This window comes from Streptomyces sp. NPDC001493, from assembly GCF_053597235.1.
On the sequence record NZ_JBSFHV010000056.1, the window covers coordinates 1 to 10,837 of the forward strand.

Consider the following 10,837-nt stretch of genomic DNA (forward strand, 5'->3'; position numbering starts at 1 on the left):
GAGGCCGAGCACGCGCTCACCGTCCAGGAGGTCCTGCGGATCACCGGCAACACCGAGCTCCTCGGTACCAGCCCGGTCCTCCAGCAGACCTTCGCGATCCGTGACGCCTACCTGGACCCGATCTCCTACCTCCAGGTCGCCCTGCTCAAGCGCCAGCGCGACGCGGCGGCGGCCGGTGAGGAAGCCGACCCGCTCCTCGCCCGCGCCCTCCTCCTCACCGTCAACGGTGTGGCCGCGGGCCTCCGCAACACCGGCTGACACTGCTCCCGCCCCACCCCCGCTCCATGCCCGCACCCCATGCCCGCACCCGATGCCCCACCCGATGCCCCCGTCCGGCCCTTGTCCGGACGGGGGCATCGGGTGGGGCATCGGGTGCGGCCATGACAGACCGCATATCCGTCTCCTCCCGCCCTTCCCGCCGCCGAGTGCTGCGCACCGCGCTCGTCTCCGGCGCCGCACTCTCCGTCCCGCTCGCGGGCGCCCTGCCGGGGTCGGCATCCGCCGCGGACGCCCGGCCCCGCACCGGCGACGCCCCGACCCGTACCGGCCGCCTCGGGGACCAGTCGGCCGTACGCACCCTCACGGTGGGAGACGTCCGCCTCACCTACGTCGTCGACGCGGCGATGGAACTGGACCCCGTGGGCTTCCTTCCCGCGGTCCCCGCCTCGTACTGGAAGGAGAACCCGGAGGCACTCGCCCCCTCAGGACGGATCGCCGCCTCGGCCGGCGGCGTCCTCGTGGAGCGGGGCGGCCGCCGGCTGCTGATCGACGTCGGACTGGGCAGCAACGTGCTGGCGCCCTCGCTCGGTGTCTCCCGGGGCGGAGCGCTCCTGCGGACGCTCCGGGCGCTGCGGGTGGCACCGGAGTCCATCGACACCGTGGCCTTCACCCACCTGCACACGGACCACACCGGTCTCGGCTTCGTCCAGGGGCGCGACGGGCGGATGCGCAAGGCGTTCCCCCGCGCCGACTACCTCGTGGCGGACGCCGAGTGGGAGCCCTTCTGGAACGGTGAGGTGGAGGTCGGGGCGCCGTCCTGGGAGGGATTCATGGTGCCCATGGCCCGTGTGCTGCGGCGGTTCGACGACGGTGCCGAGGTGTGGCCCGGCGTCACCGCGGTGATCACCCCCGGCCACAGCCCGGGGCACACGACGTACGTCATCTCGGCCGGCGGCGGCCGGCGCGTCCTGGTGTTCGGCGACGCCTTCCACACGCCGGCCCAGATCGCCCACCCCGAGTGGCCGTCCGGGCCGGACACGGACGTCGGCGGCGTCCTGAAGGCCCGTTCGACCCTGCTGGGGCTGCTCGGTACGCCGCGCACGTACGGGTTCGCGTTCCACTTCGGCGACCAGGCCTTCGGCAGGGTCGCCACGGCCGGCGACGGGAGCCACCAGTGGCGGCCGGTGCCCGCACGGGCCCTGCTGCCCGCCCCGATCCGCCTGCCCTGACCGTCCCGGGCGACCCGTCGGCGCGGGCCGTCCGGGAACGGGCCGGGTTCCGCCGCACACGGAGCGGCGGAACCCGGCCCGGCTTTTCGGCCGGACCGTTTCGTCAGCCGGCTACTGCGCGCACTTCGTCTGGTCGGCCGTGGACTTGGCCACCTCCGGCGGCTTCGCGGGAGCGGTGAGGGAGACCCCCGCACCCTTGAAGTCCTTGCCGAGGGTGAGGGTCATGGCGGGCAGCCCCTGCGCGTTGTCGACGCTCTCGCCCGGCTTCATCGCCGATCCGGACAGGCCCATCAGCGCGGCGAGCTTGCGGGCCTGGTCCGCCTGGTCGGGGGCGTACTCCAGTGTCGTCTTCGCGAGCTTCTCCGGGGCGTTGGCCCCGTTCTCGGACTTGGTCACGCCCACTTCGTTCTGCAGCCACTCCACGGTCTTCCCGGCGGAGCCGCCCTCGGCGCCGCCGTTGAGGACCCGCACCCGCACGTCGCCGGCGGCGGACTGGGTGCCCTTGAGGCGGGCGGCGACCGAGGCCGCCTCCTGCTTCTTCTTCTGCTTCACCTCGGTGAGGGAGACGTCGTCGGCGATGGCCTGGAAGACCGGAGGCGCGGCCGCCTCGTTGAGGATCACCGTCACCGGGGGGTGCTCCTCCGGGTTGTCGAGCACCGGCACGGTGGTGAAGGCGATGTTCTTCGTCGGGACCTTCTTCAGCTCCAGCGCCATGTCCTTGAGCGTGCTGGGCTTGCCGATGCCGGTGTCCACGGTCAGTGCCTCGGTGGTGGCCTCCGCGAGCTTCACCAGCTTGGTGGGGCTGGTGAGCGTGTCGCTGGAGGACATCTTCCGCATCAGTGAGCCGAGGAACTGCTGCTGCACCCCGATACGGTCGAGGTCGCCCTTGTTGCCGAAGCTGTGCCGGGTGCGGAGGAAGGCCAGCGCCTGCTCGCCCTGGATGGTGTGCGTCCCCTTGCCGAGCTTCAGGTGCGAGTCGGGGTCGTCGACGTCCTTGGCGAGGCACACGTCGACCCCTTCGACCGCGGTCGTCAGCGTCTTCACCGCGTTGAAGTCGGCCATCATGAAGTGGTCCACCGTGATGCCGGTGGTCTCCTTGACCGTACGCATGGTGCAGCCCGGGTCTCGGCCGTCCTGGCCGAGACTGGTGTTGAAGCGGACGTGCTGCGTCCCCGGCACGATCTTCTCGGTGCCGTCCTTCTGCTTCGTCGGGCAGTCGGGCACGTCGACGATGAGGTCGCGCGGGATGCTCAGCGCCGTCGCGTTCGTCCGGTCCTCGGAGACGTGCAGCAGGATGTTGGTGTCGGCGTGGCCGACGCTGCCGCTGTCGCCGTAGCCCTCGTTGCCGGCGCCGGTCCGCTTGTCGGTGCCGATGATCAGTATGTTGAAGGCCTTGTCCTTGCTGAAGCCCGCGGCCCCGGCGTCGCCCACGTCCGTGGTCGTGACGTTGCCCTCCAGGTGCTTGAGGTAGGCGTACCCGGCGGCGGAGGCGGCCACCAGGACGAACGCCATCGTGCCGCCGGTCCAGAGCAGAACGCGCTTGGTCCTCGGCTTCCGCTTGTTCCGCGCCCCCCGGCGCCCGGGCGGCTCGTCGGGAGCTCCCCGGCGCCTGCGGGGCGCCGGAAGACCGGCGGGCGACTCCGTACGGCCCGGGGCCCGGGCGTCCCGCTCCGGCCCGGCCTGTGTCCGGCCGGAGCCGCCGCCCTCACCCCGGACCGGCCCCCGCGGGCTCGGAACACCCGTTCTGCCCGGTTGCGGTGCGGAAGGGGTCAATCGCAGTTCGTATTCGCCGGTGCTCGGGTTGAGCACCCACTGGTCTGCGGGGTCGATGTCGTCCGCCCGCCCACGGCCTTGCGCGTCCACGGTTGTCCGAATCCTCCGTCGGGGCCACGCGGCGCCTTCCCCCTGAAGACGCTCGGGTCTCGTACAAGGTGTCACCAGACACATGACTTCGGGATTGCCCCCGTGGCCGGTGCACCGGATCGCTCACCCTATCCGCCTGGATCGGCGCTGGGCCAAGATGGGGAAACTCTTGACGCCCCCGTATCAGGGCAATTCATGTGAAAACGTCCGATGAGCTCTCGTCGCCTTGGCCATTGCCCTACTCAGAGCACCCAATTCAAACGAAGGCCCCGGCCCGCACGGCACCGCCCGATCGCGTCCCGCCGGGATGCGGACCGACGGCGGGGCATGCAGCGTGGGGGAGTGGTGCAGTCGAGGAGTGTGCTGTGGATCCCCGCCGGCGTCATCGTGCTGGCGGTCGTCGTCGACCTGCTCACCCCGCACGAGGTGACCTCGGCGCCGTTGCTCATCGCCGCACCCGTCTTCGCGGGACCGCTCCTGCGGCCCCGGGGCATCATCCTGACCGGGCTCGTGGCGATGGCCGTGCACGCGGTCCTCGCCCGCGTCGACGGCACCTTCGGCTGGCGCCGGGGGGTGGCCAACCAGCTCACCCTGGTGGCCGTGACCGTGCTGGCCCTCTTCATCAACCGGAGGCTGGAGCGGCAGTACGCGCACACCCTGCGCGCCAGACAGGTGGCGGCCGTCGCCCAGCGGGCCGTCCTCCCCGATCCTCCCGAACGGATCGGCTCCCTGAGGGTCGCGGCTCGCTACGTCCCCGCCGAGGACGAGGCGCTCATCGGAGGCGACCTCTACGTCGTCCAGCACACCGCGCACGGCGTCCGCGCCCTGATCGGAGACGTCCGGGGCAAGGGCCTCGGCGCGGTGAGCGCCGTCTGCTCCGACCTCGGCGCCTTCCGGTACGCCGCCGACGAGGCCGAGGATCTCGCCGCCCTGGCCCGCGCCATGGAACGGGCCCTCACCCGGGAGGGCGACCGACGCGGCGGACTGGAACGGGCCGAGGGGTTCACCACGGGCCTGTTCGCCGAATTCGCCGCCGACCTGTCGTCCGTACGCATCGTCAACCGGGGACACCCGCCGCCGGTGCTGCTCGACGTGGAGGGCACCGCCACCCTGCTCGAACCCTCCGAGGAAGCACCCCCGCTGGGCATCGGCGCGCTGCGGGACTGGACCGCGCCCATCGACACCTTCGCCTTCCCGCCCGGCGCCACCCTGGTCCTCTACACCGACGGCGTCAGCGAGTCGCGGGACAGCACGGGGACCTTCTACGACGCCGCCCAGCGGCTGCCCGTCCTGGCCCGGCGCCGCATCGCCCTGGGCGACCCCGTCGCCCCGGGACAGATCCTCGACGCACTGATCCGCGACGTCCGCCGCCACACCGGCGACCGGCCGCAGGACGACCAGGCCCTGCTCGCCCTGCACCGGCCCCCGGAGGCAACTTTTCGGTGGTAGCCGGTTTCGGTCCCCGGCTGTCGGTCACCCGAGAACCGGAGACGAAAACACGCAACCGGCCACCGGAAGTGGGAACCATGGAGAACTGGCGCACACGAGCGGCCTGCCGCGAGGAGGACCCGGACCTCTTCTTCCCGATCGGGAGCACCGGGCCCGCACTCGTCCAGACCGAGGACGCCAAGGCGGTCTGCCGCACCTGCCCCGTACGGGAGCAGTGTCTGCGGTGGGCTCTCGACAACAACCAGGACGCGGGGGTGTGGGGCGGCCTCGCGGAGGACGAACGGCGTGCGCTCAAGCGCCGCGACCGCCGCAAGGCCGGGCAGCGCGGCTGAGGAGCCGACCGAGGGGACGGTCCGAGGACCCGGCTGTTACCGTCCGGATGCCGTGCGCGGCCCCCGGGCGGGTACACGATGAGCCATGGACCTCACCGCTTGGCTCGTCATCGGCGCCGTCGCCGCGCTGCTCACCATGGGTGTCGCCGCCGTCCTGCTGGTACGCGTCGTACGTGCCCGCAAACTCCTCACCGACGCGGGGATTCCGCTCCGGTCCAAAGCCCTGTTCTGGGCCGCGGTGATCTACACGATCTCACCGGTCGACCTCATCCCCGACCCCGTCTACCTCGACGACATCGGCTTCCTCCTCGTCGCCCTCCGCTCCCTGCACTCGGCCGCGAGCGCGGCCGGCGTCGGGGTACGGGGGAGCCGTGCCGGACGGCGGAGCCCCGAGAAGACGCTGCCGAGGGCGACGCCCGACGGCGGCTGAGCGGTACGGGAGGCGGCTCGGGGAGGCGGTGCGGGCCGAGGGTGCGCGGGGCGGCCTGCGGGGGGCGGCCACCGGCCGGCGGCAGTCGAATACTGCGCCGAAGACGGCGCGGGGGAACCGGATCCTGATGCGGTGCGGGATCCGGCGCCGGAGGCGGCAACCTTTGTGCGGCCGGGGGCGACTGACGTACGCAACCCGTCACCCGCCCCCGGCCGAAAGTGCGAACCGTGAACCCCACATCCGCTTCAGCCCGTTCCCCCCACCCTCGAGGCAGGCGCCGCAGGACCGCCCGGACCCGCGCGCTGATCAGCTCGCTGACCGCCGGTCTGCTCGCCGCCGCCGGCCTCGTCGCCGCGGGCCAGACCTCGCACGCCGCGACCCTGCGGCAGGCCGAGGCACTGGACCGGGGCGTCGTCAGCGTGCACACCGACAGCGGCAACCTGATCAGCTGGCGGTGGCTCGGCACGGACCCCGACGCCGTCGCGTTCAACGTCTACCGGGCCGGCACCAAGGTCAACGCCTCGCCCATCACCGGCTCGACCAACTACTTCCACGCCGGCGCACCCGCCACCGCGGACTACACCGTCCGCGCCGTGGTCGGCGGCGTCGAACAGGCCGACTCCGTCCACGCCATCCAGTTCCGCACCGGATACAAGGACGTGCCCATCACCCCGCCCGCCGGCGGCACCACTCCGGACGGCGTCGCCTACACCTACGAGGCCAACGACGCCTCCGTGGGCGACCTGGACGGCGACGGAGCCCTCGACTTCGTCCTCAAGTGGCAGCCCACCAACGCCAAGGACAACTCGCAGTCCGGCTACACCGGCAACACCATCGTCGACGGCATCAAACTCGACGGAACCCGGCTCTGGCGCGTCGACCTCGGCCGCAACATCCGCTCCGGCGCGCACTACACGCAGTTCCAGGTGTACGACTACGACGGCGACGGCGAGGCCGAGGTCGCCATGAAGACCTCGGACGGCACCGTCGACGGCAAGGGCACCACCATCGGCAGCGCCTCCGCCGACTACCGCAACTCCTCGGGCTACGTCCTCACCGGCCCCGAGTACCTGACGATGTTCAACGGCCGCACCGGCGCGGCCATGGGCTCCGTCGACTACGTACCCGCGCGAGGAACCGTCTCCTCCTGGGGCGACTCGTACGGCAACCGGGTCGACCGCTTCCTCGCCGGAACCGCCTACCTCGACGGCTCCCGGCCCTCCCTGATCATGGCGCGCGGCTACTACACGCGTACCGTCATCGCCGCCTGGGACTGGCGGGGCGGCGCCTTCACCCGGCGGTGGACCTTCGACACCAACAGCTCCACCAACACCGGCCGGGGCTACGACGGCCAGGGCAACCACCAGCTCTCCGTGGCCGACGTCGACGCGGACGGCAAGGACGAGATCGTGTACGGCTCCATGGCCGTGGACGACAACGGGGCCTCCCTGTGGACCACCAAGAACGGCCACGGCGACGCCCAGCACGTCGGCGACCTCGACCCCTCCCGGGCCGGCCTGGAAGAGTTCAAGGTGGACGAGGACGCCTCCAAACCGTCGTCCTGGATGGCCGACGCACGCACCGGACAGATCCTGTGGTCGACCCCGGCCTCGGGCGACAACGGGCGAGGCGTCTCGGGCGACATCTGGTCCGGCAGCCCCGGCGCCGAATCCTGGTCCTCGGCCGCCGACGGCGTACGCAGCCCCACCGGCGCCGTGGTCGCCACCCGCAAGCCGTCCAGCACCAACTTCCTGACCTGGTGGGACGGCGACACCACTCGCGAACTGCTCGACTCCACCCACATCGACAAGTACGGCACCTCGTCCGACACCCGGCTGCTCACCGGCGACTCCGTACACGCCAACAACGGTACGAAGGCCACCCCCGCGATCTCCGGAGACCTCTTCGGAGACTGGCGCGAGGAGGTCGTCTGGCCGACGACGAACAACACCGCCCTGCGCATCTACTCCACGCCGTACGAGACCACGACCCGGATCACCACGCTGCTCCACGACACCCAGTACCGCACCGCGCTCGCGTGGCAGAACACCGCCTACAACCAGCCGCCGCACCCGAGCTTCGCCATCGGCAACGGGATGCCGACGGCCCCGCGGCCGGCCATCACTACGCCGTAACCGCGAAAACAGTGTTCTGACGCCCACGAAATCGGCGGCTACGAGTGAACCACTCGTAGCCGCCACTTTCGTGAGCGATGGGCGACCTCGGGCTTGGCCGAGGTGTCGGTGAAGCCCCGCGTTCCCTGCTTGATCGTGCCGGCGAACTCGGGAACAGCGGGCCGGCGCGACAGCGATGAACAGGGCCGCGGTGGCGGCGGTACGAGCACGCCTGCGTCCCCCAAGACCATCGTGGCGTCCGGCCGTCAGTCGGGCCGCTCTCTGCGCATCGGTGCATACGTGACCGGTGGCCCACCTGACGACCGTGCAGCGGCAGGATCGGAAACGCTCCGCGGCTGGGCGACGGAAGTGGTCCCGGCTACGGGCAGCTCTCAGGGCGTGTCCCGGCAGGAGCTCGACACCATCATGAGTGAAGACCCCTACCGCGCGGCCGGACCCGTCAAGCACGAGATCATCGAACTTGATCCCACACGTTGTCAGCCCTCGTCGGCCGACCCCCTGGGCCTGTCGGACCTCTGACACACCGCGGTCCCGCCGCCTGCACGCACGAGTGATGCCCGTGTGATCCCTCCAAGGGCATCACACGGGCATCGGCGCGTTCGACTCATATGCCGCTTCAGGCCGACGACTTGGCGGGCTCCACCTGTCCGGAGTCGCCCGATGCCTGCTCGGCCGACCGTCCGCGCTTCGGTACTGGCACGGCCAGCGCCGCTGCGCCCGCGATGACCGCCGCCAGTCCGAAGCCCGCGGCGTAGCCCGCGACGCCGATCAAGGCGCCGATCAAGGGCGGGGTCAGGGAAGCCGTCACGTTCTGGCCGGTGTTCTGGATCCCCATGGCGCGGCCGGACCAGGAGCGGCCCGCGAGTTCCGCGACCGCCGTGAAGGCCAGGCCGTTGGTGCTTGCCGTGATCCCGCACGCGATGACCAGCAGAACGTCCGAGGCCGGTGTGGGCCACTCCGCGCCCAATGCGGTCAGGCAGAGCACCGCGGCTGTGCTGTAAGTCAGTTGACGCATGGGGCGTACGCGGCTGGCGACACGGTCGGACCAGCGGCCCGCCACTACGCGGGAGAGGGCACCGAGTACCTGGGCGAAAGCGAGGAGCTGACCGGCCGCGACGGCACTGTAACCGCGCACGTCGACCAGGAAGACCAGAGCGAAGGCGCTCGCCGTGAACTGCGGGACACACAGCAGGGCACTCGTTCCGTGGAGGCGCCACAGGGAAGGGTTGCGGTAGGGATTGCCGGGCCGCTCCTCGGGCTTGGTTTGCGAACCCGACTGTTCTTTCGGAGGGTTGACTGTCAGTGCACCCACCAGGAGGGCGAACAGCGCGCACAGTGCGGCGCAGAAGACCGCCGGGCCCCGCACCCCGAAGGACTCCGAGAGTCCCGGGATGCACAGCGCCGCGATGCCCATGCCCAACGGCGTCGACGTCTGGCGGATCCCCATCGCCAAGCCACGCTCCTTGGCGGAGAACCAGCCCATCACCAGGCGGCCGCTGGCCGCGTACACCGACGCGCCGGCGGCCCCGGACAGGGCGAAGAGGAGACCCAGCGGTACCAGGCCCGATACCTGAGTGCCAAGGGCGAGGAGCGCCGAGGTCGCCGTCAGGCCTGCTGTGATGACGATGCGCTCGCCGATGCGGTCGGCCAGCGCGCCCCAGGCGACCAGGGCAAGGACCAGGCCGGCGGTGGGGCAGGCGACGACGAGGCCGACCTGACTCAGACTCAGGGATTCGTCGCGACGCAACTCGTCGGACATGTAGGGCAGTCCGTAGACAAAGACACAGGCGACGGTCTGTGCTCCGGTACCCAGCGCAAGAATCAGCCAGCGCCGCATGGCGGGGTCCTTTCTCTGTTCTCGTCTGTGGCGTCGACCGCGGGCATCAGGAACGGCCCTGTGGCGACGTGGTGTTGGTGGCGGCCGGCGACGCGGTCGTCAAGGAATCTCCTCCGGCGTCCGGGGTGCCCTGTCTGGCAGCCCGCTCACCACTGACGGCGGCGATCCCGGTGCCGATGAGTGCGGCCACTGTTGTGACGGAGGGAGCCGTCTCCATGCGCCCGGTGAAGTCGGAGGTGTTGAGGATCGAGCCGAAGAGGGCCACGGAGATGAGCCCACCGCTCTGGCGGAGCGTGTTCTGTTGGGCCTGGGCCCTGGAGGCGCACAGGTTCTTACGTAGATCGGGGATCGCCGCATTGGGCACGCTGCCGTCGAGGATGACGGCGAAGTAGCCCAGGCAGATCCCAGAAAGCTCGTCGTGTTGCGCATGGGCCTCTCCTTTCTCGGAGTGGTCGCAACTTGAAGATCGTCTATTTGAGTCTCGAATGTATGCAGGTCAGAGGCGCTAAGTCTGCGAGATGAGACAACCGTCCCGCAGTATGAGACAGGGGTGGGTGTTGGTGGCTCGGTCGAGTGGACCGTGGTGTTTGCCAGTTGAGACGCAATGTCTCGAATGGTGATACGAATATGATGGGGCGGACGACCATGGGACGGATACTCGCCGAGAAGCTGTGGGATACGCGTGTGGTGCGGCGTGCGCCGGGGGAGCCGGACCTCCTCCACATCGATCTGCACATGCTTCACGAGGTGACCAGCCCGCAGGTGTTGGGTGGCCTGCGTGAGGCAGGCCGCCCCGTGCGCCGTCCGGATCTCACCATCGCCACCGAGGACCACAACGTCCGTACCACGAGCCTCACGCAGATCGAAGATCCGGTTGCGCGCAAGCAGTCGGAGACTCTGCGGGCCAACTGTAAGGAGTTCGGCCTACGCGTCCACTTCCTGGGTGACCCCGACCAGGCATCGTGTTCGTCGTCGGTGCCCAGTTCGGCCTGGTCCACCCCGGCATGACACTGGTGTGTGGTGACTCGCGGGGTGCCGTGTCCGTCCGTGATCAGGTGGTGTTTCGATCCGGATCGGGCACGGTCGACCGGACTCGGTCCGGTGTGATCCCCCTTTTACGGCCCGCACGTGGCTGGAGTCGACGACGGCCCGCGAGCAGTCGAGGCGGGCGGCCGCGTTCAGCTCGGCCGGCAGCACTTCGTGCAGGCGCTGCCGGACGCCGGCCTCGTTCCAGTCCTGGAGCCGCCGCTAAAGCGTGTTGCAGAAGCCTGCGCTGCGGGTATTTCTCCTGTATGGGTGGGGTGTTGCGGGCTGAGGCGTTGTGGGTTGAAACGTTCACCGGG

General features: G+C 70.5%; 10 protein-coding genes and 1 pseudogene. 7 read left to right on the plus strand and 4 right to left on the minus strand.

Annotated elements, in window-relative coordinates; all coding sequences use genetic code 11:
- Together ACWCWD_RS36875 and ACWCWD_RS36880 are read left to right on the plus strand one after the other, a co-directional pair.
- Window positions 1-258 (plus strand): phosphoenolpyruvate carboxylase (locus ACWCWD_RS36875; RefSeq protein ID WP_450773823.1); only part of this gene is annotated, 258 nt, incomplete at its 5' end.
- Between the two features lie 122 nt (window positions 259-380).
- Window positions 381-1,448, plus strand: coding sequence for an MBL fold metallo-hydrolase (locus ACWCWD_RS36880; protein ID WP_450780001.1), 1,068 nt, complete (start codon window positions 381-383; stop codon window positions 1,446-1,448).
- Window positions 1,449-1,559: 111 nt separating this feature from the next.
- Here the strand turns inward: ACWCWD_RS36880 and ACWCWD_RS36885 are convergent, their stop codons facing one another.
- The gene (locus ACWCWD_RS36885) at window positions 1,560-3,311 is read right to left on the minus strand and encodes an LCP family glycopolymer transferase (RefSeq protein ID WP_450780003.1); all 1,752 of its coding nucleotides are present in this window, start codon (window positions 3,309-3,311) and stop codon (window positions 1,560-1,562) included.
- 342 nt (window positions 3,312-3,653) lie between these two features.
- Between ACWCWD_RS36885 and ACWCWD_RS36890 the strand changes: the two genes are divergently transcribed.
- From ACWCWD_RS36890 to ACWCWD_RS36905, 4 genes are all read left to right on the plus strand, one after another.
- Window positions 3,654-4,760 (plus strand): PP2C family protein-serine/threonine phosphatase, encoded by a 1,107-nt coding sequence (locus tag ACWCWD_RS36890; RefSeq protein ID WP_450780004.1) that lies wholly within the window; start codon window positions 3,654-3,656, stop codon window positions 4,758-4,760.
- A 77-nt stretch (window positions 4,761-4,837) separates the two neighbouring features.
- A complete protein-coding gene (locus ACWCWD_RS36895; RefSeq protein WP_266713001.1) occupies window positions 4,838-5,092 on the plus strand; it encodes a WhiB family transcriptional regulator in 255 nt (84 codons plus the stop codon).
- An 85-nt stretch (window positions 5,093-5,177) separates the two neighbouring features.
- The gene (locus ACWCWD_RS36900) at window positions 5,178-5,522 is read left to right on the plus strand and encodes a YkvA family protein (protein ID WP_450780006.1); all 345 of its coding nucleotides are present in this window, start codon (window positions 5,178-5,180) and stop codon (window positions 5,520-5,522) included.
- A 227-nt stretch (window positions 5,523-5,749) separates the two neighbouring features.
- Window positions 5,750-7,657 (plus strand): rhamnogalacturonan lyase, encoded by a 1,908-nt coding sequence (locus tag ACWCWD_RS36905; RefSeq protein WP_450780008.1) that lies wholly within the window; start codon window positions 5,750-5,752, stop codon window positions 7,655-7,657.
- A gap of 616 nt (window positions 7,658-8,273) precedes the next feature.
- On the opposite strand, the gene ACWCWD_RS36910 is transcribed toward ACWCWD_RS36905, so the two are convergent.
- Together ACWCWD_RS36910 and ACWCWD_RS36915 are read right to left on the minus strand one after the other, a co-directional pair.
- Window positions 8,274-9,494, minus strand: a complete 1,221-nt coding sequence (locus tag ACWCWD_RS36910; RefSeq protein WP_450780010.1) for an MFS transporter — start codon at window positions 9,492-9,494, stop codon at window positions 8,274-8,276.
- A 46-nt stretch (window positions 9,495-9,540) separates the two neighbouring features.
- Entirely contained in the window at window positions 9,541-9,858 is a 318-nt protein-coding gene (locus tag ACWCWD_RS36915) for a hypothetical protein (protein WP_450780012.1), read from the minus strand.
- Window positions 9,859-10,139: 281 nt separating this feature from the next.
- Between ACWCWD_RS36915 and ACWCWD_RS36920 the strand changes: the two genes are divergently transcribed.
- Window positions 10,140-10,502, plus strand: a complete 363-nt coding sequence (locus ACWCWD_RS36920) for an aconitase family protein (RefSeq protein WP_450780014.1) — start codon at window positions 10,140-10,142, stop codon at window positions 10,500-10,502.
- A 20-nt stretch (window positions 10,503-10,522) separates the two neighbouring features.
- Here the strand turns inward: ACWCWD_RS36920 and ACWCWD_RS36925 are convergent.
- A pseudogene (locus tag ACWCWD_RS36925) lies at window positions 10,523-10,742 on the minus strand (IS5/IS1182 family transposase); the annotation flags it as partial.
- Between the last annotated feature and the right edge of the window lie 95 nt (window positions 10,743-10,837).

What these genes read in the sequence shown, in the direction of transcription:
- ACWCWD_RS36895 (WP_266713001.1), top strand. Translation starts at nt 4,838, where the DNA reads ATGGAGAACTGGCGCACACGAGCGGCCTGCCGCGAGGAGGACCCGGAC.
- ACWCWD_RS36920 (WP_450780014.1), top strand. Translation starts at nt 10,140, where the DNA reads ATGGGACGGATACTCGCCGAGAAGCTGTGGGATACGCGTGTGGTGCGG.
- ACWCWD_RS36910 (WP_450780010.1), bottom strand. Translation starts at nt 9,494, where the DNA reads ATGCGGCGCTGGCTGATTCTTGCGCTGGGTACCGGAGCACAGACCGTC.
- ACWCWD_RS36900 (WP_450780006.1), top strand. Translation starts at nt 5,178, where the DNA reads ATGGACCTCACCGCTTGGCTCGTCATCGGCGCCGTCGCCGCGCTGCTC.
- ACWCWD_RS36880 (WP_450780001.1), top strand. Translation starts at nt 381, where the DNA reads ATGACAGACCGCATATCCGTCTCCTCCCGCCCTTCCCGCCGCCGAGTG.